This window comes from Streptomyces sp. NPDC053542 (assembly GCF_044544685.1).
Taxonomy (GTDB): Bacteria; Actinomycetota; Actinomycetes; order Streptomycetales; family Streptomycetaceae; genus Streptomyces.
Window position 1 is genome coordinate 290,025 of the sequence record NZ_JBITXL010000009.1, and the last position, 23,998, is coordinate 314,022.

A 23,998-nucleotide genomic window follows, 5' to 3' on the forward strand; every position below is an offset into this window, starting at 1 on the left:
GGTACGGCTCCTTCACGCCTCGTGCTTACGCCTCGTGTTCACGCCTCGTGGGGCTGGATCACTTCCGCGATGCCGCGGTCCTTCAAGTACGCGCTGTCCGCTGCCCGTTCACTGCGTACGCAGGCCGGCCGCAGGCCGCGCTCCGCGAGCCGCATCCACGCCTCGAAGACCGGGCCGCCGGGGGCGCACGGGGTGCCGCTCTCGACGGCCAGCGCGAGGGTGCGCGGCGCCGGGACGTGCGGCGTGGCCCGCTGCTCCCGTACGGCGTCGGCGAAGGCGAGCCCCTCCGGCTTGGCCTTTCGGCCGTTCGTCAGCAGCCCGAGGCTGTACTCCAGCTCGGGGAAGTCGGCCAGCGCCCGGTCCACGTCGTGCGAGCACCACCACGTGATGCCCCACAGGTCCGTGCAGTCCAGCGCGGCACGCACGGTGTCCCGCACGAACGCGGGGGCGTGCTCGGCGGGGATGTGCGGGGCGGGCGCGCCGACCTCCTGGAGCCACACCGGCCGGGCCGGGTCCTCGGCCCACGCCTTGGACAGCTCGATCAAGTACGCGGCGTGCTGGGCGGTGGCCGTGGACTCCCGCCCGTACCGCTGCGCCGTCCCGTTGAACACCCAGGCGTGCACGGTGGTCAGCGCGCCGAGCGTGGCCGAGTGGCCGGGGGTGAACGGATGCCCGTCTAGGTACCAGGCCGCGTCGTACGAGGCGTGCAGATGGAGCCGGCCCGGGGCGCCGCGCTCGCACGCGGCCAGCATCCGCTCCAGCCACGCGCTCGCCTGCTCGGGCGTGATGCGGTCCGGGTCGGGGTGCGGGTCGCCGGAGAACTGGTTGGTCTCGTTGCCGAGGGTCATGCCGAGGAAGTTCGGCCGGCCGGCGAGGGCCGCGGCCAGCGTCTCCAGGTACGCCGCCTGGCCGTCCAGCACGTCGGGGTCGGTGAAGAGGTTGCGACGGTGCCAGGTGGTGGTCCAGGCGGGCACGAAGTCGAAGCTGGAGAGGTGGCCCTGGAGGCCGTCGACGGCGACGTCCAGGCCGCGTTCGGCGGCCGCGTCGGCGAGGGCGACCAGCTGGTCCACCGCGCGCGGTCGTATCAGGGTGCGGTTGGGCTGGAAGAGCGGCCAGAGCGGGAAGACCCGGACGTGGTCCAGGCCGAGGGCCGCGACGGAGTCCAGGTCGGCCCGTACCTCGTCCAGGTCGAAGTCGAGCCAGTGGTGGAACCAGCCGCGGGTGGGCGTGTAGTTCACGCCGAAGCGCATCGGGGGCATACGGGTCCTGTTCGGTGGGGATGGGCCGGGCGGATCGGGCGCTCAGCCCTTGACCGCGCCCTCGCCCACGCCGCGGAAGAAGTAACGCTGCAGACAGGCGAACATCACGATCAGCGGGGCCACCGCGATGATGGTGCCGGCGGCGACCACCCGGGGCTTGTCCGCGAAGGTGCCGTGCAGGAAGTTCAGGCCGACGGTGAGGGTGAAGTGGTCCGGGTCGGAGAGGACGATCAGCGGCCAGAGGAAGTCGTCCCAGGCGCCCATGAACGCGAAGATCGCGACGACCGCGAGGGTGCCCTTCACCGAGGGCAGCGCGATGCGCCAGAAGCGCTGCCAGACGTTCGCGCCGTCCACGACGGCCGCCTCCTCGATCTCGTACGGGATCGCACGGAAGGCGTTGCGCATCAGCAGCACATTGAGCGCGCCGACGCTGCCCGGCAGGACGACGGCGACCAGAGTGTTGTTCAGGCCCAGATCGCGCATGGTGGTGAACTGCGCGATGATGATCGACTCCAGCGGGACCAGCAGCGCGGCGACGAAGACGAGCCCGGCCGCCGTACGGCCCCGGAAGCGCAGCCTGGCCAGCGCGTATCCGGCGAGCGAGGCGCCCACGCAGTTGGTGAGGACGTTGGCGGTGGCGACCTTGAGCGAGTTCAGCGCGTAGTCCCAGACCGGGATGATGCGCGCCACCTCGGCGTAGTTGGCGAGGGTCGGGTCGTGCGGGACGAAGGAGGGCGGCGAGGGGTAGATGGTCTCGCCCGGGCCCTTGAGCGAGGTGGACAGCTGCCACAGGAAGGGCCCGACGGTGATCGCCAGCACGGCGAGCATCAGGACGTAGCGCACGACCCGCTCCGTGCGGCCGACGCGGGTCATGCGGACTTCTCCTTCCGGTCGCTGCGATCGCCCCGGTCGCCCCGGTCGCCCCGGTCGCCCCGGTCGCCCCGGTCGGCGCGCAGCACGAGCAGCATCAGCGCCAGCGCGATGCAGAAGATGACGAGGGAGAGCGCGGAGGCGTAACCGACCCGCCCCGACAGCCCCGTGCCGGAGCGCTGGACGAGCATCACGAGCGTGCTGTCCTCCCCGGCCGGGCCGCCGGTCGGCCCGGCCAGCAGGTACACCTCGGAGAACACCTTGAAGGCGGCGACCGAGGAGAGCGCGCCGACCAGCACCATCGTGGAGCGCACCGCCGGCACGGTGACGGTGCGGAAGCGGCGGACCGGCCCCGCGCCGTCCACGGCCGCGGCCTCGTGCAGCTCCTTCGGTACCTGTGCCAGCGCCGCCAGGTAAATGATCATGTAGTAGCCGAGGCCCTTCCACACCGTCAGGGCCATCGCGCACAGCAGCACCAGCCAGGCGTCACCCAGGAAGGACACCGGTCCCGCGCCCAGCGTCTCCAGCATGCTGTTGAGCAGCCCGCGGTCGTCCAGCATCCACACCCAGATCAGCGCGACCACGACCACGGAAGCGACCACCGGCGTGTAGAACGCCGCACGGAAGAAGACGACGCCCTTCAGCGGCTTCTCCACCAGCAGGGCCAGCAGCAGCGGCAGCAGCACCGTGCAGGGCACCACGACCACCACGTACAGCAGGCTGTTGCGCAGCGCCGTCCAGAACTGCGGATCGTTCAGCATCTCCTGGAAGTTGCGCAGCCCCACCCACACGCCCGGCGTGAGCGTGCGCGCGTCGGTGAAGGCGTGCTGCACGGTGCTGAGGAACGGGTACAGGATGAAGGCCGCGACCACCGCCAGCCCCGGCAGCAGGAACAGCCAGGGACTGGCCGCGCGATGGGTCCGTACGCTCATGGCTCAGCCCTGCTGCAGCAGCCGGTTGCTCTGCGCGACCGCGTCGTCCAGCGCCTGCTTCGGCGACTTGTCGCCCTGCAGCGCCTTGGCGACCTCGTTCTGCAGCACGGTCTTCATCTCGTCCGTCATCACCACGGGCGTGTAGTTCACCGCACCGTCCAGCATCTTCGCCGCGGCCACCCGCACCCGGCCCTCGTCGGTGCCGTCGTCCTTGGTCCAGTACGGCTTCTCCAGGGAGCCGCGGGTGCTGGGGAAGACCGCGACCTCGTGCGCGAAGGACTCCTGGTTGCGCTGGTTGGTGACGAAGCGTGCGAAGGCGACGGCGGCGGCCTTGTGCTTGCTCTGTTCGTTGACACCCAGACCCATCACGTACATGTTGGGTTTGCCGGTGTTGTTGGGCGCGTCGGTGATGCCGAGATTCTTGTACAGGCGTGGCGCGTTCTCCTTGAAGTCGGCGAGGTCGGGCGCGGTGCCCGGATTCATCGCCACCCGCTCCTGGAGGAACTTCCGCCCCGCGCTCTCCGGAGTGGCGCTCAGCGCCTGCGAGTCCAGCCCGCCGCTCTTGAAGAGCTTCTTGTACTCGGTCAGCAGCGCAACGCCCCGAGGCTCGTTGTAGGTGAACTTCGTGGCGTCGGCGTTCATCAGCTTCACGCCGTACCGCCCGAAGTCCTCGATCGCGGGCACCCCGGCCAGCGTGGCGACCTTGCCGCCGGAGCTCTTCGCCATCTTCCGCGCGTCGGCGAACAGCTCGTCGTACGTCGTCGGCGGCTTCTCCGGGTCCAGCCCGGCCTTCTTGAACAGCGCCTTGTTGTAGAACAGCGGGCCGGTGTTGAGGTACCAGGGGAAGGCGTACGCGCCGTCCAGCCCCGGCAGTTCGTTGCCCGCCCAGGCTTCCGGCGTGTAGACCTTCTTCGCCTTCGCGGTGACCGGCTCCTTGTCCAGGTTCATCAGCAGCCCGGCCTTGGCCAGCGGGTAGGACAGGTCGGGGGAGACGTTCACGACGTCGGGCAGGGTGCCGCCGCCGGCGTCCGCGCTGAGCTTCTCGGCGTAGTTCTCGGCCGGCTGGTCGATCCACTTCACCTTCGTGCCCGGGTGCGCCTTCTCGAACTCGTCGATGAGGCCGTTGAAGTAGTCCTTGTACTGGGCCCGCAGGTTCCAGGTCTGGAAGCTGATGTGGCCGCTCACCTTGCCGTCGGCGGCGCTGCCGCCGTCCTCGCCGCCGCCCCCGCAGGCACTGAGGAGCAGCGCGCCCGCCAGCAGCGGTACGGCGGTACGGGCGGGTCTGGACACACGAGTACCCCGGAAAGTGGGCATGGCCGCAGGGCTCCTTCAGTCGGTCCTGGGTGGGCGCCCCAAAAGGTGCCCGCAGCCGCCGAGTTACGTCAACACTTTCGCCTGCATTTCTTTTCACCCGCATCGAAATGCCAGGTCAGCGAGGCGAGTTCGCGCCTCTTGCCGTAAGGGCTAATGCGCTTTAGTCTCTCCGTACTCAAGCGCATTAGTGGAGCAGTGGAAGCGGAAGAGGGAGCATGCGCCGTACGCCGGCCCGGCGGCCGACCATGAAGGACATCGCCCTGCGCGCCGGGGTGTCCGAGAGCGCGGTCTCCTTCGCGCTCAACGACCGCCCCGGCGTCTCGCCGGTGACCCGGGACCGCATCCGCCGGGTCGCCGAGCAGCTCGGCTGGCAGCCGCGGGCGGCCGCCCGCGCGCTGTCCGGCGAGGGCTCGGCCACGGTCGGGCTGGTACTGGCCCGGCCGGCCCGCACCCTCGGCGTGGAGTCCTTCTTCCTCCAGCTGGTCTCCGGCATCCAGGAGGAGCTGGCCGAGCGGAAGCTGGGGCTGCTCTTCCAGGTCGTCGAGGGGCTGGACGCGGAGTGCGCGACCTACCGCCGCTGGTGGGCCGAGCACCGCGTGGACGGCGTCCTCGTCGTCGACCCGCGCCAGGACGACCCGCGCCCCGACCTGCTCGGCGGCCTCGGGCTGCCCGCCGTGATGATCGGCGCGTCCGCGCCGGAGGTGGCCGACGGCGAGAGTCCGGCCGTCTCCACGCTCGGCGCCGATGACGCGGGCATCATGGCTGCCCTCGTCGGCCATCTCCACGCGCTCGGCCACCGCCGTATCACGCACATCGCCGGACTGCCCGAATTCGCTCACACCCAGCGCCGGATCGCCTCCCTGCGCGCCGAGGCCGCCCGGCTCGGCCTGACCGAGGCCGCCTCGGTGACCACCGACTACTCCGACAGCGAGGGCGCGGCCGCCACCCGCCGGGTGCTGGACCACCCCCAGCCGCCCACGGCCCTGATCTACGACAACGACGTACTGGCCGTCGCCGGGCTCGCCGTCGCCGCCGAGCGCGGCATCCGCGTCCCCGACCAGCTCTCCCTGGTGGCCTGGGACGACTCGGTACTGTGCCGCAGCGTCCACCCGGCGCTGACCGCACCGGTGCGCGACACCGCCGCCTTCGGCCGGCACGCCGCGCAGGCGCTGACCGCCCTCCTGGACGGCGCCCCCGCCGGTCACACCCAGGAACCGCTGCCCCGGATCGAAGCACGGGGCAGCACGGGACCGGCGCCGGCCTCTGCCGCGGCGCCGCAAGAGCGCCCTTCAGGCCCATCACAGGCATCCTGAATTCGCCCATGGCACAGGCATCTTGACGCCACGTCCGCGCGAGGCGTTCCCAGTCGTTCGGAGGTCAACTACCGTTTACGGAGAGCTGTGTGGTCGCCGCGGTGCGTGACCGGCCGTGGCGGACCGTCCTCAGGGAGGCCGGATGACGTTTCATTGCGAGTACGCCTGGCTCGGCGGGACCGGCGTCGCCGAGCAGGTCCTCATCGAAGTGGCCGACGGACGGATCACCCGTGTCACCGACAACACCCCGGCACCGCCCGGTGCCCACCGACTGCCAGGACTGACCGTACCGGGCCTGGCCAACACCCACTCCCACGTCTTCCACCGCGCCATCCGCGGCCGCAGCCAGAGCGGCGTCACCGACTTCTGGCGCTGGCGCGACGTCATGTACGACGCCGCGGGACACCTCGACCCCGACCGTATGTACGCCCTCGCCCGCGCCACGTACGCCGAGATGGCGCTGTCCGGCATCACCGCCGTCGGCGAGTTCCACTACGTCCACCACAACCCGGACGGCACCCCGTACGACGACCCCAACGCCATGGGCGGCGCGCTCGCCCGCGCCGCCGCCGACGCGGGCATCCGCCTCACCCTCCTCGACACCTGCTACCTCATGGCCGACATCGACGGCAGACGGCTGGAGGGCGTGCAGCGGCGCTTCAGCGACGGCAGCGCCGAGGACTGGGCGCGGCGCACGGGCGCCCTGCGGGACGGCGACCGGCTCCGCATCGGCGCCGCCGTGCACAGCGTGCGCGCCGTGCCGCGCGAGGCGATGACGTTCGTCGCCGCCGACGCCCGCCGCCGCGGCGTCCCGCTCCACGTCCACCTCTCCGAACAGCCCGCCGAGAACGCCGCCTGCCGCCAGCGGTACGGCCGCACCCCCACCCGCCTGCTGCACGAGAAGGGAGTACTGGGCGAGGGCGCGACGGCCGTGCACGCGACGCACCTGGACTCCGCCGACATCGCGCTGCTCGGCGGCTCCCGCACCGGCGTCTGCCTGTGCCCGACCACCGAACGCGACCTGGCCGACGGCATCGGCCCCGCCGGCCGGCTGGCGGCGGCCGGCACGCCGCTGAGCCTCGGCAGCGACGCGCACATGATGATCGACCTGTGGGAGGAGGCCCGCGCGGTCGAACTGGACGAACGGCTGGTCAGCGGCCGCCGCGGCCACTGGACCGCCGCCGAACTGCTCACCGCCGCGACCTCCGCCGGCATGGCGGCGCTCGGCTGGCACGCCGGCGTGATCGCGGCGGGCCGGCTCGCGGATCTCACCACCGTACGGCTGGACTCGCCGCGCACGGCCGGGGCGCGGGCCGGCGATCCGCTGGCGCACGCCGTGTTCGCCGGCACCGCCGCCGACGTCAGCCATGTCGTCACCGGCGGCGAACTCATCGTCGAGGACGGCCGGCACCGGCACATCGAGGACGTCGGCGGCGCGCTGGACAAGGCCATCACGACCTTGCTGGCGAGCTGAGAGCCGCTGTCTCAGGAGGACCCGGCGGCGCGGTGCGCGCGGACCAGGCTCGCGTAGCGCCGCCCGCTGGTCTTGACCGTGCGCCGCTGCGTCGCGTAGTCGACGTGGACCAGGCCGAACCGCTTGTCGTAGCCGTACGCCCACTCGAAGTTGTCCAGCAGCGACCAGGCGAAGTAGCCCGCCAGCGGTACCCCTTCGGACACCGCGCGGGCGCACGCGGCCAGGTGTTCTTCCAGGTAGCGGACCCGCTCCGGGTCGTGGACCTGCCCGTCGGGACCGACGGTGTCCGGGTAGGCGGAGCCGTTCTCAGTGACGTACAGGCAGCGCGCCCCGTAGTCCTCGGTCATCCGCCGCAGCGTCTTCACGAGGCCCTCCGCGTGCACCTCCCAGCCCATGGCCGTGCGGCGCGCGCCGGGGACGGCGGTCTGCCGGGCGTACGGGACCGGGCCCGCCGGGTCGTCGGCGACGACATTGCGGAAGTAGTAGTTCAGTCCGAGCCAGTCCAGCGGCGCGGCGATGGTCTCCAAGTCGCCCGCCCGGGCCGGGGGTTCGGTGCCGTACAGGTCGATCATGTCCTGCGGGTAGCCGCGGCCGTGCAGCGGGTCCAGCCACCAGCGGTTGGTGTGGCCGTCGGAGCGGCGCGCGGCCGCGTGGTCGGCCGTCCGCTCGCTCGCCGGCTCGCAGTGCGTGAGGTTGTTGACGATGCCGACCCGCGCGCCGGGCACCGCGGCCCGGATCGCCCGCACCGCGAGGCCGTGCCCGAGGTGCAGGTGGAAGGAGGCACGGACGGCCGCGGTGAGGTCCGTCAGGCCGGGGGCCATCCGGCCTTCGAGGTGGCCGATCCAGGCGGAGCAGAGCGGTTCGTTCAGGGTGGTCCAGTGCTGGACACGGTCGCCGAGCCGCTCGGCGACGACCGCCGCGTACGCCGCGAAGTGCTCGGCGGTCTCCCGGGCGGGCCAGCCGCCCCGGTCCTGCAGCGCCTGCGGCAGATCCCAGTGGTACAGGGTCGGATACGGCGTGATCCCGGCGTCCAGGAGCCCGTCGGTGAGCCGGTCGTAGAAGTCCAGGCCCGCCTTGTTGACCGGCCCGTCGCCGCCCGGCACGACCCGCGGCCAGGCGACCGAGAAGCGGTACGCGTCCACCCCTAGGCGCCGCATCAGCGCGATGTCCTCGCGCCAGCGGTGGTAGTGGTCGCAGGCCACGTCCCCGGTGTCGCCGTTGTCGACCTTGCCGGGGGTGTGGCTGAAGGTGTCCCAGATGGACGGCGTCCGGCCGTCCTCGGCCACCGCGCCCTCGATCTGGTACGCGGCGGTGGCAGTGCCCCAGACGAAGCCGGCGGGGAGCGAGTCGAGGTACGAGTCGGACACGGAGTTCCTTTCCGCGGGGACCATGACACAGGCCCTTACTTGACGGCGCCGGCGGTGAGCCCGGCGACGAGATAGCGCTGGAGCAGCAGGAAGCCCGCGACGACGGGGACGCTGACGACGAGCGAGGCGGCCATGATCTGGTTCCAGTACACCTCGGTCTGGGTCGCGTAGCCCTGGAGGCCGATCGCGAGCGTGCGGGTGACGTCATTGGTCATGACCGACGCGAAGAGCACCTCGCCCCACGCGGTCATGAAGGAGTAGATGGCCACGGCCACGATGCCGGGCACCGCGGCGGGCACGACCACCCGCAGCAGCGCGCCGAGCGGCCCGCAGCCGTCGACCTGCGCCGCCTCGTCCAGGTCGCGCGGGATGGAGTCGAAGTAACCCACCAGCATCCAGAGGGACAGCGGCAGGGTGAAGGTCATGTACGTGAGGATCAGGCCGCCGCGCGAGCCGTAGAGCGCGACGCCGGTGGCATTCCCGATGTTGACGAAGAGCAGGAACAGCGGGAGGAGGAAGAGGATGCCGGGGAACATCTGCGTCGACAGCACCGTCACCGTGAACAGCCGCTTCCCCCGGAAGTGGTACCGGCTCACCGCGTACGCGGCGAACACCGCGATCACCACCGAGCAGGCGGTCGCCGCACTCGCCACGATCAGGGAGTTCACGAAGTACCGCCCCAGCGGCACGGTCCGCCAGATGTCGAGATAGGGCTGGATGGTCACCTTGCTGGGGAACCAACGGAAGGCGCCGGTCACGTCCTGCAGCGGCTTGAGCGAGCTGCTGAGCATCACGTACAGCGGCGTGGCCGTGAAGAGCGCCAGCAGGGTGAGCAGTACGCGCCGGGTCCACAGGAAGGACCGGGGCGGCGCGGTGGGCGACCGGACGGCGTCAGCCATGTTCACCCCTCCTTCCACGGCCGGTGACCAGCAGGTACAGGGCCGTCACCACGAGCAGGAACAACAGCAGCAGTACGGACATGGCGGACCCCGAGCCGAAGTTCCAGGTCTCGAAGGACGCCTGGTAGATGTGGATCGAGATCAGGTCGGCGGCCTCCGGCGCGGCCTTCCCGAAGAGCACGTACGGCACGTTGAAGTCGTTGAAGGTCCACAGGAAGAGCACCAGGACGAGGACCTGATTGACCGGACGGAGGGCCGGCAGGGTGATGTGCCGGATCTGCCGCCGGACGCCGGCGCCGTCCAGCTGCGCCGCCTCGTAGGACTCCCGGGGAATGTTCTGCAGCGCCGCCGTCAGCATCAGGAAGGCGAACGGCCAGGTCCGCCAGACGGCGGTGACCACGAGCGCGAGAAAGCTGTTGTCGCCGACCAGCCAGAACGTGGGCGACGCGGTGATGCCGAGCTGATCGTGCAGCACGTGGTTCACCAGCCCGTTGTCCCGCTGGAGCAGGAAGGACCAGGTGATGACGGCGGTGTAGACCGGCAGTGCGTACGGGGCGAGGAACAGCGCCCGCAGCAGGCCGCGGCCCCGGAACGTGTCCTGCATCAGGATCGCGGCCGTCACGCCGAGCAGCCAGGCCAGGCCCACGGCGAGCACGGTGAAGACGCAGGTGACCGCGAAGGAGTGCAGCAGCGCCCGGCCGGCGGGCGCGTCGAAGTCGACCGCGAGCCGGAAGTTGTCCAGGCCGGCCCAGGGCGCCGCGCCCCAGTTGCCGATGTACTCCTGGGTGAGCCGCTTGAAGCTCATCGCGATGCCGATGACCATCGGGACGAGGTGGATGAGCAGTTCGAGGGCGAGCGCCGGGAGCAACAGGAGGTAGGGCAGCCCGCCGCGCCTGATACGGGCGATCATCGCCGCCTCACTTCCGCATCTGCTGCTGGGCCGCGGTCAGCCGGGCCCGCACGTCCGCCGTGGTGATCTTCTTGCCCGCGGCGGCGTCGGCGAACAGCTCCTTCATCGCCCCGCCGACCAGCGTCTCGAACTGCGCCTCGTCCGGGACCTGCGGCAACGGCTCCGCGCTCTTGGCCAGTACCTCGCGCAGTACGGCCTCGTCCGGCGTGCGCGGTGCGTGCTTCTGCGCCGCCAGCACGGGCGAGAGCGACCCGTACTTCGTGGTCAGCACGTTCTGCTCGGCGGTCGAGGTCATGAACTTCACGAACTTCAGGGCGCCGTCGCGGTTGTCGGTGTTCTTGAAGACACCGATGTTGATGCCGGCGACCATCGAGTTGATGTTGCGGCGGCCGGACGCGTCGGCGGTCCGGAAGGGGACGGGCGCGACACCGTACTCGTCCGGCTTCATGCCGTGCGCGAGCAGCGAGGTGCGCGCGGCCTGCCACAGCAGCATCCCGGCCTTGCCGGTGGCGAAGTCCCGCACGGACTGGTTCTGGGCGTACTCGGCGTTGCCCGGCGCGGCGATCCGGTCGGCGGCGAGCAGGTCGACGTACTGCTTGACGGCCGCGACGTTCGCGGGCCGGTCGAAGGTGGGCCGGCCCGCGGCGTCGAAGAAGTCGGCACCGTGCTGCTTGCCGAAGACGAACGCGTGATGGGCGTTCTCCACCGGATTGCCGCCCTCGACGGCCAGCCCGTACTTGCCGCCCCGGGTCAGCTTCTTCCCGTCGGCGACCAGCTCCTCCCACGTGGTGGGCGGTCGCTCGATCCCGGCCTCCCGGAACATCTTCTTGTTGTAGTAGAGCGCGTACGTCAGGGAGTACAGCGGCACCGCCGCCGGGTCCTTGCCGCGGGCGCCGGTCGCGGCCAGCGGCGCGCTCGCGAATCGGTCCCTGCCGCCGACCTCGGCGAACGTCTTGCTGTCGAACGGCAGCAGCGCGCCGCTCTTCTGCAGCGAGGCGGACCAGGTGTTGCCGATGTTGAGGACATCGGGCCCCTGGCCGGAGGAGGCCGCGGCGAGGATGCGGTCCAGCAGCGTGGCCCAGGGCACGACCTCCAGATGGACCTTGATGCCGGTCCGCTGCTCGAACTTCTTCAACTCGGGCGCGAGCACCTTCTTGTCGGCCTCCAGGCTGGACCCCTGGTTGGTCGCCCAGTACGTCAGCTCCTTCGGGTTGCCGTTGCCGGCCGCGCCGCCGGGCGCGTTGCCACCGCCGCAGCCGGTGGCCAGGGCGGCGGTCAGTGCGGTGGTGAGCGCGGCGGCTGCCGCCATACGGAATCTGCGCATGGTCGTTGAGGCCCCTCCGGGAGGTGAGCGTCAAAGCTCTGAACGCGGCTCGGTCTTAACTCAAGGCGTGAGTTAAGTAGTGAGAGAAGTGGCCGTCAAGACGCCGGACGCCGGTAAGTTGGGGCGGAGGGAAGGAGCCACATGCCCGAACGCCACCGCAGAACGGTCCGCGATCTGCGCCGCGGCAACCGCGCGACACTGCTGCGCCGGCTGTACTTCGAAGGCCCGCTGAGCCGCCAGGAGTTGACCGCGCACACCGGCCTCAGCTCGGCGTCCGTCAGCAACGTCACCGCCGAACTCCTCGCGGACGGCCTGCTGGAGGAGGCGGGCTCCGTCGGCTCCGACGGCGGCCGCCCACGCACCCTGCTGCGCATCCCGCCCAGGGCCGGCTCCCTCATCGGCGTGGACGTCGGCGAGACCCGGATACGCGTTGAACTCTTCGACATCACCATGACCGAACTCGCCCGCGCCGAACACTCATTGAAGGACGGCGGCCACGGCGACGTCACCCACGTCGTACGCCTCATCGTCGACGGCCTGGCGGAAGTGTGCCGCGCGGACGTCCCGCACGGCCCGCTGCTCGGCATCGGCGTCGGCGTGCCCGGCATCGTCGCGGAGGACCCGGCCGCGGACGGCGCCGTCGTACACGCCCAAACGGTCGGCTGGGACGCCGTACCCCTTGAATCACTCCTCCGCGATACCGCTCAACTACCGCTATCAACGCCACTGTTCGTGTCCAACGGCGCCAGGACGCTCGGGCAGGCCGAAATGTGGTTCGGCGCGGGCCGGGGCGCGCGCGACGCCGTCATCGCCCTCATCGGCTCCGGCGTCGGCGCCAGTGTGATCACCGACGGGAGCGCGTACGGCGGCGCCGCACAGGGCGCGGGGGAGTGGGGCCACACGACCATGCAACTGCGCGGCCGCCGCTGCCGCTGCGGCGCCCGCGGCTGCCTGGAGGCGTACGTGGGCGCCGAAGCGGTACTGGAACGGTGGCGGGAGGCGGGCGGCGGACGCGCGCCCGGCGCGGACGAGGAGTCCGCGCTCGCCGCACTCCTCGCGGCCGAGGACCCGGCCGCCGCCGAAGTCCTGGCGGAGACCGCCGAGTACCTCGGCGCGGGCATCGCCGACCTGGTCAATCTCTTCAACCCCGAGCGCATCGTGCTGGCCGGCTGGGCCGGACTCCTCCTCGGCGCCCGCCTGCTGCCCGCCGTACGCGAGGCCACCGCGGCATACGCCCTCCGCTACCCGGCAGCCCGCGCCACGATCGAACTCGGCCGCCTCGGCACGGACGCGGTCACGGTCGGCGCCGCCACCCTGCCCCTGAACCGCTTCCTCACCACGGCGGAGCGGCCGTTGGCTTCGGAAGGGGTCAGTCGACGGAGTCCATGAAGCGCAGCATCCGACGGTTGACCTCCTCGGCGTGGTCGATCTGCGGTCCGTGCCCGGTGCCGACGATGATCTCGGCCCGGGCGCCCGGTATCAGGCGCGGGACGCGCTCCACTTGCCGCCGCGGGTGCACGAGCAGGCTGCGCTTGCCGAGTACCAGATAGAGCGGGGTGCGGATGCCGGACAGCTCGGCCTCGGAAAGGGGCAGCGGCGCCGGGCGGCGGATGCGGTAGGCGCGGACGCCGAGCCGGATCATCGTGCGGAGTTCCGGCACGACGAGTACGGGCTGCTCCAGCCAGGCCGCCAGCCGTGGCCGCAGCGCCTTCGGCGCGCAGGTCGCGAAGAGGCTGGCGAAGATCCAGACGAAGAAGCGCAGCCCCACCTTCTCCAGGCCGCCCGGGTCGAGCAGCGTGACCGAGGCGAGGCGGCCGGGCCCGCGGTGCGCCTGGTTCAGGGTCAGCCAGCCGCCGTAGGACGACCCGACGAGGTGTACCCGGTCGAGCCCGAGCCCGGCGAGCGTCTCGTCCAGCCACTGGGCGGCGTGTTCGGGCCGGTGGAGGGGCGCGCGCTGCACGCTGCGGCCGGGGTCGCCAGGGGTGTCGATCGCGTAGACCGGCCGCTCGGCGCTGAGCGCGGGGGTGTTGGGGTACCACATGGCGGAGCAGGAGCCCGCCCCGTGCACCAGGACGACGGGGGTGCGGCGACGGGCTGCCGGGTCGGCGGGCCCGTAGCGGTAGACATGCGTGGTCCCAAACGATGTCTCGACGTCCTCCTCGGCCAGCGCGGAGGCGCCCAGCGCGTACACCGCGTCGCAGGCCGCGAAGTAGCGGTCGCGCCGGGCGTCGCTCACATAGCGGCCGACCTCGGCCTGGGTGCGGACTGCAACGGTCTCGGGCACGGCCACCTCCGGGTAGTCGAACGTTGTGATACGAACGTACCACGATGATGGTACGGCTGTACCATCAAGGAAGTGGAGAAGCCGTCAACGAGAAGAAGTCGTCAACGAGAAGCGGAGAGCCGGACGATGCCCAAGCGCGTGGATCACGCAGAACGGCGGACCGAGATCGCCGAGGCGCTCGTCCGGGTCGCGGGCCGGCGCGGACTGCATGCCGTGGGGATGCGCGACGTCGCGGCGGAGGCGGGTGTTTCGCTGCGGCTGGTGCAGTACTACTTCGAGACCAAGGAGAAGCTGCTGCTCTTCGGGCTGCAACGGCTCGCCGAGCGGTTCGGCGAGCGGGTCGCGGCCGGGCTCCGGGCCGCCGGGGACCACCCGGGACCGCGCGCGACGATCGAGGCGCTGCTGATGACGGCGCTGCCCACCGATGAGGAGAGCCGCACCTTCCACCACCTCTACACCTCCTACGCCGTCCTGGCCGTGACCGACCCGGCGCTCGCGGCCCAGCCGTTCATCAAGGACCCCGACGCCGCCGAGGCCGCCCTGAACGGACTCCTCCAGCAGGCACACGAGTCAGGTCTGCTGCGGCCCGGTGTGGACCCCCGGTCGGAGGCGGTCGGCCTGCTGGCCATGTCCGCCGGCCTCGGCACCAGCATCCTCGTCGGCCAGCGCACCCCGGACTCCGCCATCGCGATCTTCACGTACCACCTGGACCGGATCTTTCTTCCGCTGGCCGAGGATCACGGCACGACGCGGTAATGGGTGGTCAGGCGCCCGTCGCCGTCCAGGACATGGAAGGCGAGGCCGGGCGGCTGGTCGTAGTCGGCGACCTGGTCGCCCTCCCACGGCAGCCGCAGAGTCCAGGTGACGGCCGGTCCCACGATCAGGGGGCGTCCAGGTGTAAATCACTGATCTGTGCCAGCAGCACCGTCATTCCCCTGTCTCCTCCGGCGGAGGGATATGCCGTGGGCCCGTGAAGAGGACATGGTAAGGCGGCTCCGGAGCGGGGTCCTGGGAGTAGCCTGCTGACACGGCAAGAGGCCGTCTTGCAGGGTCGGCTCGCCTCGCGGCGGGAGGTCCAGCCATGGAGAACAACCAGTTGTCGCTGCATGCACTGCTGGACGACCTGGAGTCGGTGATCGACTCAGGGGAGAAGCAGGCGTGGGCGGAGGGCTGCGCGCGTGCGCTGGGGCTGGGAGGCATCGCGGTCTCCCTGCGGCGCGGGGACGAGCTGGTGTGGTTCAGCGACGACATCAGCGCCCGGCTGGAGGACCTCCAGTTCACCTTGGGAGAGGGGCCCGGGCTGTCCGCGGACTGGGACGTCGGTGCGGTGCCCCACCAAGTGGTCGACGTGAGCGGCCTGTTCGACGAACAATGGCCCCAGTTCGCCTTGGAGGCCGAAGCTCTGGGCGTCGCGGCGGTGTTCGTCTGGCCGGTGCGCGTAGGAGCGGTGCCTATCGGGACGCTGACCGGGTACCGGTCCACTCCTGGGCCGTTGAGCGAGCAGCAGGCGGCGGACGGCTTGCTGGTGGCCGATGTGCTGGCCGGTCAGGTGCTTGCGTGGCGGCCGCAGAGAAATACCCCGCACGACGGCCCGGGGGCCGCGGGAACGGTCGATCTGCACCGGGTGGAGGTGCATCAGGCCACCGGCGTACTGAGCGTGCGGCTCGGTGTGCCGATGGCCGAGGCACTGGTCCGGCTCAGGGCGCAGGCGTTCGCGGCCGGCCGGCCCCTGGTGGACGTCGCCCGGGAGATCATCAAGCGGGAACTGCCGGCGTAGCGGCCGCCGACCGGGGCAGCGGACCACGGCGCGGGCAGGATGGGGAGCGATGGGAATGAGCAGGGAAGAACAGATCGCGCGGACCTTCGTGGAACTCGCCGATACCTTCGTGGACGACTTCGACATCATCGACTTCCTGCACCAGCTGACGGTGCGTTGCAAGGAAATCCTCACCGTCACCGATGCCGCGGTAGTGCTGGCCTGGCCCGGCAGCAGACTGCACAGCCCGGCCCCCTGCGACCCCAGCCCCGCCCTGGCCACGCTGCTGGACGCGGCCCTGCACCAGGGCCCCGCCCTGGAGGCGTACCGCACCGCCACCCCCGTCACCCACAGCAACCTCGCACACGCCTCCGCCGACTGGCGCGACTTCACCGCTCACGCCCGCCGGGCCGGGTACACCACCGCCCACGCGCTGCCGATGCGACTGCGCCAGGAGACCCTCGGCTCCCTGCTGCTCCTGGGCACCACGGCCGAGCCGCTGCCGCCCGCCGACCTCGTGCTCGCCCAGGCATTCGCCGACGCGGCGACCATCGGACTGCTGCACTCCCGTACCCTCCAGAACACCCAGACCGTCAATCAGCAGCTCCACACCGCACTGCAGAGCCGCATCGTCATCGAACAGGCCAAAGGCATCCTCGCCGCCCGGCGCCAGGTCTCCCTGACCCAAGCCTTCGACACCATGCGCCGCCACGCCCGCCACCATCGCCTCCTGCTCACCACGGTGGCGCGCAGCATCATCGACACCGGGCAACTCCCCGACCCACCCCGCCCGTCTCAAGGGAGCAACGGCTCCATTGCTCGCGATGAGGACACGCTCAGGGACTAGGACCAGGGCTCGGGCCAGGACGCCGTAGCCCATGGTCAGCGTGGGATCAACGCGCCCTCTTCCGTGACCGTCAGGCGCGCCTGGTTGCCGGCCGGTGAGCAGTCAGGGCCGTTGGGATAGGTGGGCTTCGGGGTGACAGTGACCCGTCGGTCGAGCACGGTGGTACCGCGTGGGTTCTTGAATACCAACGTGACGCGTACCGGCTTCGCGGGCAGGTCGCGTACGAGCGCGAAGCCGGGCCAGGCCACCGGTCCGTCCGGCCCGGATTCCCGCAGCCGCAGTGTGCGCTTGCGGCAGGTGCCGTCCCAGCAGGCCGTGAGGGTCGCGTCGGCCGTCCGGCCCGCCAGTTCCGGATGGACCTTGACGCCGATGCCGGCGGGCGCGTCCTTCAGGGTGCAGGGGTGGGTGTCACCGGTGGCGCCCCCGCACGCGGTGAGCAGCCCCAGAGCCGCCACCGATACCGTCATTCCTACGCGCCGTTTCACGCTGGCTCCTCGCTGGGATTCACGCCGGCTCCTCGCATGGGTTCGGGCCCGCTCCTCGTAGGGGTTCAGGCCGGAGGGTTGAAGCCGCTGGCCCAGTAACGGCCGTGCAGGCCGAGGTCGAGCAGCATACGGACGACGTCCTCGACCGGCATCGGTGGCGTCTCGTGCTCCACCCACCAGCGCAGTACCGCAATCTGCTCGCCCACCCAGACGCGCGCGAGGAGGGTGGGGTCGATTCTCGGCTCGACGCCGTTGCGCTCGGCACGGTCCCGGAATTCCTCGGCGGTGGCCTTGGCGATCGCGTCCGTGAACATCTGGAGCGGCCGGCCGTCCCCCTCGCCCCGCAGCACGATCCGGTAGGCATCGCGTTCCTCGCGGGCGTGCCGGAGCATCTCCAGTACGGGTTTGCCGGTGAAGCCGACGGGACTCTCGGCCATGACGGGGCGAAGCCGTTCCGACAGGTCCTCCAGCAGGCCGGCCGTCACGCGCGCGAAGAGGTCTTCCCGGTCCCGGAAGTGGCTGTAGAAGGTGGCCCGGCCGACATCGGCGCGCTCGGTGATGTCCTCCACGGTGAGCGCGCTGAAGCCGCGCTCCAGCACCAGTTCCACCAGCGCGGTGCGCAAGGCCCGCCGGGTGCGACGGGTGCGCCTGTCCTCGGCCATCACATCCCCTTCTCGTTCTGCCGTCTCGCTCCTGCGGAGTCTACGCGAGCCTTGACAGCCAATAAGTTACTGAACAAGCTGTCTCGAAACATTCAACATGTCGATTCTGCAGCTCGATTCTGTGGCTCGACTCTGCGGCTTGATTCTGTCGCTCGGCTCTGGAGAACCCCTTGAACCTCGGCACCTACCTCACCCGCAGCGCCCGGTACTGGCCCGACGATCCCGCGTTGGTATGCGGCGAGCGCATCTGGAGTTACCGGCAACTCGAGCGCGGCGCCAACCAGTTGGCCGCCGCGCTGATCGGTCGGGGCCTGCGTCCCGGCGACGCGGTCGCCTCCCTCGCCTGGAATCGGGGGGAGCTGGTGGAGATCGAGTTCGCCCTGTACAAGGCGGGGCTGATGCGGGCGCCGGTCAACGCCCGGCTGGGACGCGGCGAGATCACCCACATCCTGCGCTACGCCCCGGTACGCGTCCTGGTCTTCGACGCCGCGCACCGCGCGGACGCGCTGGCCGCGATCGCCGCGGCGGGCACGGACTGCCTGCCCGTACCGCTCGATGACGTACCGGGCGCCGACCCGGCGGTCATCGCGTACCCCGATCTCCTCGCCGAAGGCACCGGAGATCCGGTCGCGGTCGCCATCGAGGTCGACGAGGACGAGCCATGCGTCCTCAACTTCACCTCGGGCTCGACCGGCGCGCTGAAGGCCGCCGTGCAGACCTTCGGCAACCGGCTGGCCAATATGCGCAAGCAGCTGATGAGCGACGAGTCCCGGCCCCGCCCCGGCACCCGCTACCTGGCCTGCGGCCCCCTCACCCACGCCACCGGAATGGGGCTCCTCGCCGGCGTCTTCGGCGGCTCCACCACCCACGTCCTGCCGGCCTGGAGCCCCGAGGCGTTCCTGGACACCGTGGAGAAGGAGCGCATCACCGCCACCTTCCTCGTACCGGCGATGCTCACCATGGTGCTCGCGCACCCCGGGGCCGCCGACCGGGACCTCTCCAGTCTCACCAGCGTCCGCATCGGCGGCGCGCCGATCGCGCCGCAACGCCTGCGCGAAGCGGTCGCCCTGTTCGGGCCGATCGTCGCGCAGGGCTACGGTCTCGGCGAGACCACCAGTGTCGTCGCGGGCCTGACCGGCCAGGACATCGCCCGCGCCGTCACCGAGGACCCCGAACTGCTGCAGTCGTGCGGCCGCGCCGCGTACGACACCGAGCTGCGCGTCGTGGACGAGGCCGGCCGCGAGCTGGGGCCGCGCGAGGTCGGCGAGGTGATCGTGCGCGGCCCCGACTGCGTGCGCGAGTACTGGCAGGAACCGGAGCTGTCCGCCGAGACGTTCAAGGACGGCTGGGTGCACACCGGTGACCTGGCATGGATGCGCGAGGACGGCTATCTCTTCCTCGTCGACCGCAAGAAAGACATGATCATCTCCGGTGGCTTCAACATCTACTGCACCGAGGTCGAGGCCGCCCTCTACGAACACCCCGCCGTGCGGGAGGCATGCGTGGTCGGCGTGCCGGACGAGCGGTGGGGCGAGGCCGTCAAGGCCGTGGTCGTGGCCCACGAGGGGCGCGCCGTCACGCCGGCCGAACTGATCGAGTTCTGCGCCGAGCGCCTCGACCGGTACAAGAAGCCCCGCTCCGTGGAGTTCGTCCCCGAACTGCCCCACAACCGCAACGGCAAGCTCGACCGCAAGGCCGTGCGCGAACCGTTCTGGGCCGACACCGCCCGCCGCGTGAACTGACAAGGAAACAACGGCCGATGACCTTTTCTCTGCGCCCCACCTGCACCGACCCGCACCTCGCCCCGCTCGTCGACAGACTGCGCGACTACCTGGACGGCGAACTTGCCGCGTACGAACACGACAGGGGCATCACCCGGGCCAGTCGCCTGACCCGTGCCGATCTACAGCCCGTATGGCAGCGCAGCCGCGAACTGGGCTTCTACGGCATCCACTTGCCGAAGAAGTACGGCGGTCAGGACCTCACCCATACCCAACTGGCCGCGCTGAAGGAGGAAGTCGGCGCGAGCGGCCGGGTACTGGGCCACAGCGTCCTCGGTGACATGGGCGGCCCGCTGCGCGCCGGTGACATCCTGCGGTACGCCACCGAGTACCAGCTGAAGACCTACTTCCTGCCCGTGGTCCGCGCGGAGCGCGCCTGCTGCTTCTCGCTCACCGAGACCGACGCGGGCTCCGACGTACGGTCCATGCGCACCACCGCCCAACGGGACGGCGACGGCTACGTCCTCAACGGCCACAAGGTCTTCTCCTCCGCGGGCCCGTTCGCGGACTTCGCCCTCGTCGTCGCCCGCATGGCCGATACCAACACCGATATCAACACCGGTATCAACACCGGTATCAACACGGGTACCAGCACCGGCTCCGGTACCGCTGAGGGCGAGAGCGACAAGCCACGCTTCTCCGCCTTCCTCCTCGACCTGGACACTCCCGGCTGCCGGGTCCTGGACGGTGCCACCCCGATGTCCGGTGAGCACATCGAGAGCGACATCGTCCTGGAGAACTGCCGGGTGCCCGCCGAGAACCTGCTGGGGGAGGAGGGCCAGGGCCTGCGGATCGCGCTCGGCCGCGTCACCGTCAACCGTCTCCTGCACTGCCCCACCGCACTGGGCGCCATGCGCCGGGCCCTGGACCTCACCCTCGACCGCACCCGCCACCGCACGGTTGCCGGCGGCCGGCCGCTCCTGGCGCTCCAGGCCATCCAGCACAAGGTCGCCGACATGGCCACCGACTTCTACGCCGCCCGCTCCATGACCTACGCGGCCCTCGCCGCGCTCGACCGCGGCGAGGACGTGCGCACCGAGGCATTCATGTGCAAGCTCTTCGTCGCCGAGTCCGCCTTCCGCCTCCTGGACGAGGCCGTCCAGCTCCACGGCAAGGAAGGACTCACCCAGGGCAACGAGATCGAGTACCTCTTCCGCAAGATGCGGATGTTCCGCATCCTGACCGGCACCTCAGAAATCCAACGCAACGGCATCGCCCGCGACCTGGCATCCTGAGAGTGGCCGACGTCAGGAACTCGTGAGGACGACGAGCTGCTGGGTTGCCCGGGTCATCGCGACATAGCGGTCGACGGCACCCTCGATGCCCCCGCCGAACGTCTCCGGGCCGACGAGGACGACCAGATCGAACTCGAGACCCTTCGACAGCTCGGGAGTCAGCGACCGGACGCGGGGCGATGACGACGCCCGCCAGGCGCTGTCACCCTGAATCCCACCAGTACTAATCACGCACGCGATTCCCTCGGCATGCGAGGCGAGCCACGCATCAAGGACCGAGTCCAGATCCGCAACAGACCCATGTACGACGGGAATTCCGCTACTGCGGATGGACGTCGGCACATTGGCGTCCGGGAGTACCGCGCGGATGGCCGGCTCGGCCTCCGCCATGACCTCCTCCGGCGTGCGGTAGTTGATGCTCAGGGAGGCCACGGTGATCCGGTCGAGCCCGACCCGCGCCAGCCTTTCCTGCCACGACTCCGTGAACCCGTGCCTGGCCTGGGCCCGGTCGCCGACAATGGTGAAGCTCCGGGACGGACAGCGCTGCAGCAGCATCTGCCACTCGGCGTCGGTCAGTTCCTGCGCCTCGTCCACGATGATGTGCGCGAACGGGCCGGCGAGGAGGTCCGGTTCGGTACCGGGCAGCGCGCTCTCGTCGATCAGGGTGTCCTGCAGGTCCTGCCCGCGCAGCATCCCCAGCGCGCCTTCGCTCTCGTCGATCACCACGTTCTGCAGCAGGCTGTCCATGACGTCCGCCCTGCGCGCACGTTCGGCGGCGACGGCGGCGTCGTGCCGGCGCTTGCGTACGGACGCCTCCGCGTCGCCGAGCCGCTGCCGCGCCGCGTCCAGCAGCGGCAGGTCGGACACCGTCCACGCCTGGGCGTCCGCGCGCTGCAGCTTGCGCACGTCATCGACGCTGAGCCAGGGAGCGCATTTACGCAGGTAGGCGGGTACCGACCACAGATCTCCGACGAGCTCACCCGCGTCGAGCATCGGCCACGCCCGGTGGAGGGCCCTGATCAGCTCCCGGTCCTGCAGCAACGACCTTCTGACCAGCTCGGGCGAGGCGCCACTGTCCCCCTCCGCCTCGTGCTTGTCCAGCAGAATCGTGAGCAGCTCCTCGCGGATCTGGTCACGGGCCTCGTTGTGCGGCGTACCCGGCTCCACCGCGTCGAACGCCGCCGCCCAATCCTCGGCGCTCAGCCAGAGGTCGGACCAGTGGGTCGAGACCGTCATCCCTTCGGCGGGCGGCTCCTCGTAGAGGGCGACGGCCGGTTCGATCGCCTTCACCAGGTCCGCTGACGACTTGAGAAGGGCCACGTCCGGGTCGGTCTCGATCGCCGCATCCGCTCCCTCGGTGACGAGGTCGCGCAGAGTACAGGTCTGGACGCCCTCCTCGCCGAGGCTGGGCAGCACATCGGCGACGTACGCCAGGTAGGGCCGGCTCGGACCGACGAACAGTACGCCGCCCCGACGGTGACCGAGGCGGGGGTCGGAGTACAGGAGATGGGCGGCGCGGTGCAGGGCGACGACGGTCTTGCCCGTACCCGGGCCACCGTCGACGACGAGAGCGCCGCGCGAGCCCGCCCGGATGACGGCGTCCTGGTCGGCCTGGATGGTGCCGAGCACGTCGCGCATCCGGTCCGACCGGTTGCTGCCCAGGCTGGCGATGAACGCGGACTGGTCATCGAGCGCGGCGTGCCCCTCGAGCCCGTCGGCGGTGAACACCTCGTCCCAGTAGTCGCTGATCCGGCCGCGGGTCCAGCGGTACCTGCGGCGGCTCGCCAGCCCCATCGGGTGGGCGTGGGTCGCCGCGAAGAACGGCTCGGCCGCGGGGGAGCGCCAGTCGAGCAACAGCCGACGGCCCGTCGTGCTGTCGGTGAGGCCGAGACGTCCGATGTAGACGGGCTCGGGACTGTCCGTACGGACGATGTGTCCCAGGCACAGATCCAGTCCGAAGCGGCGCAGTGCGCGCAGACGGCCGGTCAGCCGGTGAATCTCCGCATCCCGGTCCATCGCGGCCCGGCCGATTCCGCCGGGCGCCCTGCGTTCGGTATCGAGGCGGTCGGAAAGTTCGGCGATCGTTTGCTCAAGGCACTCGGAAATGGCCGCGAAATGCTTCTCATCGCCGGCGATCAGCGCCGGGTCGGATTTGGGAGACAGGCGCTCGGGAAGGTCGAACGCGCTGCTGGTCAGGGGGTTCATGGCATCAACTCCGGTCCGCGATTCTGCCCGACGGCCGGGGCCTTGCCGCAAGCCCCCCAGTACGCTATAAGTTAAGAGTGGCAAGGAGTGAATAAACCTCCTTGCCTTTCTCTATTAGGCGCCCCTTCTGGGCGCCCCTTTTAGAAACCACTCTCTGTGACCACTCTCAGAGGGTGGTCTCAGAGGCCGAAATCCTGCGGGTCCAGCCCGAGTGCATGACACGCTTCGCGGACGACGGTCTGTTCACTCTCGATGAAGGCGCCGTCGGCGCCGCCGATGATGATGCCGATCTGGATGACGGCGCGGGCTTCGGTGGGCTTCTTCCTCGCCTTGCCGACCTCGTGCAGGACGGTGGTCTTCCCGCGCTCGAAATTGAGGGCCAGCCGGTCGAGGTTGTCCTCGAAGCGGCGCTGCAGGTCGTCCGCGGCGAAATTCTGCAGTACCTCGTTGTGGGTGATGAGTTGAGCGACCCGGACCTGCTCGGCGGGGTCGATGATGCCGTCGGCGGCGGCGACCAGCGCACACATGGCCATGCTCGCGTCGCGAAACGCACCGCTCCGCAATTCTTGCTTGCGTGAGGCGAGTTGGGCCTGCATCGCCGCCGCGGACGCCTTGAGGCGCCCCCAGACAGCCGTACGCGCACGACTGCGCTCGCGTTCATGGCCATTGGCCCCGGCCTCAGCGCAGGCGTCGGCGCCCGCGTCGGCACCGACCGGAAGGGCGGCCGGCAGCCGGCAGTGGTCGAGGTACTCCCGCAGCGCGGCGAGGTGCTGGTCCAGGGAGGCGCCGGCGACCCGGTAGTAGATCTGCTTCCCTTCCTTGCGGGCGTCGACCAGACCGCCGCGATGGAGCAGACGCAGATGCTCGGAGGCGGTGGAGGGGCTCAGGCCGTTCCGCTCGGCTATCTCCCCGGCACTGAGTTCGCCGGCGCCCGAGAAGTGCGCCAGCATCCGCTGACGGGTCTCGCTCGCCAGTGCTTTGAGGAAGACCACCGTCTCCTCGTCCATCGGTGTCTCCTGCACCCTGCTCACGATCACCTCCGGCCACTGCGCTGACGCCTCGATCGACAGCCGCGTAGAAG

At 70.6% G+C, this 23,998-nt stretch carries 20 protein-coding genes and 3 pseudogenes; 8 read left to right on the forward strand and 15 right to left on the reverse strand.

What is annotated here, in order from left to right:
• Positions 1–38 precede the first annotated feature (38 nt).
• Genes ACIGXO_RS25710 through ACIGXO_RS25725 form a run of 4 tightly spaced genes read right to left on the reverse strand, consistent with a single transcriptional unit; the run spans position 39 to position 4,375 of the window.
• Complete coding sequence (locus tag ACIGXO_RS25710; RefSeq protein ID WP_399791339.1) at positions 39–1,259, reverse strand: glycosyl hydrolase; 1,221 nt, start codon at positions 1,257–1,259, stop codon at positions 39–41.
• A 42-nt stretch (positions 1,260–1,301) separates the two neighbouring features.
• Entirely contained in the window at positions 1,302–2,132 is an 831-nt protein-coding gene (locus tag ACIGXO_RS25715; RefSeq protein ID WP_399791342.1) for a carbohydrate ABC transporter permease, read from the reverse strand.
• Entirely contained in the window at positions 2,129–3,061 is a 933-nt protein-coding gene (locus ACIGXO_RS25720; protein WP_399791345.1) for a carbohydrate ABC transporter permease, read from the reverse strand. Before ACIGXO_RS25720 ends, ACIGXO_RS25715 begins: the two co-directional genes overlap by 4 nt.
• 3 nt (positions 3,062–3,064) lie before the next feature.
• Positions 3,065–4,375, reverse strand: a complete 1,311-nt coding sequence (locus tag ACIGXO_RS25725; protein ID WP_399791348.1) for an ABC transporter substrate-binding protein — start codon at positions 4,373–4,375, stop codon at positions 3,065–3,067.
• A 215-nt stretch (positions 4,376–4,590) separates the two neighbouring features.
• Between ACIGXO_RS25725 and ACIGXO_RS25730 the strand changes: the two genes are divergently transcribed.
• A complete protein-coding gene (locus ACIGXO_RS25730) occupies positions 4,591–5,688 on the forward strand; it encodes a LacI family DNA-binding transcriptional regulator (protein WP_399791351.1) in 1,098 nt (365 codons plus the stop codon).
• A gap of 142 nt (positions 5,689–5,830) precedes the next feature.
• A complete protein-coding gene (locus ACIGXO_RS25735) occupies positions 5,831–7,162 on the forward strand; it encodes a formimidoylglutamate deiminase (protein ID WP_399791354.1) in 1,332 nt (443 codons plus the stop codon).
• A gap of 11 nt (positions 7,163–7,173) precedes the next feature.
• Here the strand turns inward: ACIGXO_RS25735 and ACIGXO_RS25740 are convergent, their stop codons facing one another.
• The 4 genes and pseudogenes from ACIGXO_RS25740 to ACIGXO_RS25755 all read right to left on the reverse strand — a co-directional run bounded on the left by ACIGXO_RS25740 (position 7,174) and on the right by ACIGXO_RS25755 (position 11,662).
• Entirely contained in the window at positions 7,174–8,553 is a 1,380-nt protein-coding gene (locus ACIGXO_RS25740) for a GH1 family beta-glucosidase (RefSeq protein WP_399791357.1), read from the reverse strand.
• Between the two features lie 11 nt (positions 8,554–8,564).
• A complete protein-coding gene (locus ACIGXO_RS25745) occupies positions 8,565–9,428 on the reverse strand; it encodes a carbohydrate ABC transporter permease (protein WP_399791360.1) in 864 nt (287 codons plus the stop codon).
• Positions 9,421–10,329: pseudogene (locus tag ACIGXO_RS25750) on the reverse strand (carbohydrate ABC transporter permease); the annotation flags it as partial. The pseudogene ACIGXO_RS25750 and the gene ACIGXO_RS25745, both read right to left, overlap by 8 nt.
• A 16-nt stretch (positions 10,330–10,345) precedes the next feature.
• The gene (locus tag ACIGXO_RS25755) at positions 10,346–11,662 is read right to left on the reverse strand and encodes an ABC transporter substrate-binding protein (protein ID WP_399791363.1); all 1,317 of its coding nucleotides are present in this window, start codon (positions 11,660–11,662) and stop codon (positions 10,346–10,348) included.
• 141 nt (positions 11,663–11,803) lie between these two features.
• On the opposite strand from ACIGXO_RS25755, the gene ACIGXO_RS25760 reads away from it, so the two are divergent.
• Positions 11,804–13,051, forward strand: a complete 1,248-nt coding sequence (locus ACIGXO_RS25760; RefSeq protein WP_399791366.1) for an ROK family protein — start codon at positions 11,804–11,806, stop codon at positions 13,049–13,051.
• Here the strand turns inward: ACIGXO_RS25760 and ACIGXO_RS25765 are convergent.
• Positions 13,032–13,946, reverse strand: coding sequence for an alpha/beta fold hydrolase (locus ACIGXO_RS25765; protein ID WP_399791369.1), 915 nt, complete (start codon positions 13,944–13,946; stop codon positions 13,032–13,034). The genes ACIGXO_RS25760 and ACIGXO_RS25765 overlap by 20 nt on opposite strands.
• A 126-nt stretch (positions 13,947–14,072) precedes the next feature.
• Here ACIGXO_RS25765 and ACIGXO_RS25770 point away from each other — a divergent pair, with 126 nt between their 5' ends.
• A complete protein-coding gene (locus ACIGXO_RS25770) occupies positions 14,073–14,702 on the forward strand; it encodes a TetR/AcrR family transcriptional regulator (protein WP_399791372.1) in 630 nt (209 codons plus the stop codon).
• Here ACIGXO_RS25770 and ACIGXO_RS25775 read toward each other — a convergent pair.
• A pseudogene (locus ACIGXO_RS25775) lies at positions 14,684–14,839 on the reverse strand (phosphodiesterase); the annotation flags it as partial. The gene ACIGXO_RS25770 and the pseudogene ACIGXO_RS25775 overlap by 19 nt on opposite strands.
• A gap of 188 nt (positions 14,840–15,027) precedes the next feature.
• Between ACIGXO_RS25775 and ACIGXO_RS25780 the strand changes: the two are divergent.
• Together ACIGXO_RS25780 and ACIGXO_RS25785 are read left to right on the forward strand one after the other, a co-directional pair.
• The gene (locus ACIGXO_RS25780; protein ID WP_399791375.1) at positions 15,028–15,723 is read left to right on the forward strand and encodes an ANTAR domain-containing protein; all 696 of its coding nucleotides are present in this window, start codon (positions 15,028–15,030) and stop codon (positions 15,721–15,723) included.
• 55 nt (positions 15,724–15,778) lie between these two features.
• Complete coding sequence (locus ACIGXO_RS25785) at positions 15,779–16,549, forward strand: ANTAR domain-containing response regulator (RefSeq protein WP_399791378.1); 771 nt, start codon at positions 15,779–15,781, stop codon at positions 16,547–16,549.
• A 35-nt stretch (positions 16,550–16,584) separates the two neighbouring features.
• Here the strand turns inward: ACIGXO_RS25785 and ACIGXO_RS25790 are convergent, their stop codons facing one another.
• Together ACIGXO_RS25790 and ACIGXO_RS25795 are read right to left on the reverse strand one after the other, a co-directional pair.
• Positions 16,585–17,016 (reverse strand): hypothetical protein, encoded by a 432-nt coding sequence (locus ACIGXO_RS25790; RefSeq protein ID WP_399791381.1) that lies wholly within the window; start codon positions 17,014–17,016, stop codon positions 16,585–16,587.
• Positions 17,017–17,099: 83 nt separating this feature from the next.
• Positions 17,100–17,696, reverse strand: a complete 597-nt coding sequence (locus ACIGXO_RS25795) for a TetR/AcrR family transcriptional regulator (RefSeq protein ID WP_399791384.1) — start codon at positions 17,694–17,696, stop codon at positions 17,100–17,102.
• Positions 17,697–17,866: 170 nt separating this feature from the next.
• On the opposite strand from ACIGXO_RS25795, the gene ACIGXO_RS25800 reads away from it, so the two are divergent.
• Both ACIGXO_RS25800 and ACIGXO_RS25805 read left to right on the forward strand, forming a co-directional pair.
• A complete protein-coding gene (locus ACIGXO_RS25800) occupies positions 17,867–19,438 on the forward strand; it encodes a class I adenylate-forming enzyme family protein (RefSeq protein ID WP_399791387.1) in 1,572 nt (523 codons plus the stop codon).
• A gap of 17 nt (positions 19,439–19,455) precedes the next feature.
• A complete protein-coding gene (locus tag ACIGXO_RS25805; RefSeq protein ID WP_399791390.1) occupies positions 19,456–20,712 on the forward strand; it encodes an acyl-CoA dehydrogenase family protein in 1,257 nt (418 codons plus the stop codon).
• Between the two features lie 12 nt (positions 20,713–20,724).
• Here ACIGXO_RS25805 and helR read toward each other — a convergent pair whose 3' ends face one another.
• The 3 genes and pseudogenes from helR to ACIGXO_RS25820 all read right to left on the reverse strand — a co-directional run.
• Entirely contained in the window at positions 20,725–22,917 is a 2,193-nt protein-coding gene (gene helR / locus ACIGXO_RS25810) for an RNA polymerase recycling motor ATPase HelR (RefSeq protein WP_399791393.1), read from the reverse strand.
• A 179-nt stretch (positions 22,918–23,096) separates the two neighbouring features.
• The gene (locus tag ACIGXO_RS25815) at positions 23,097–23,513 is read right to left on the reverse strand and encodes a tellurite resistance TerB family protein (protein ID WP_399791567.1); all 417 of its coding nucleotides are present in this window, start codon (positions 23,511–23,513) and stop codon (positions 23,097–23,099) included.
• A gap of 186 nt (positions 23,514–23,699) precedes the next feature.
• Positions 23,700–23,924: pseudogene (locus ACIGXO_RS25820) on the reverse strand (ArsR/SmtB family transcription factor); the annotation flags it as partial.
• Between the last annotated feature and the right edge of the window lie 74 nt (positions 23,925–23,998).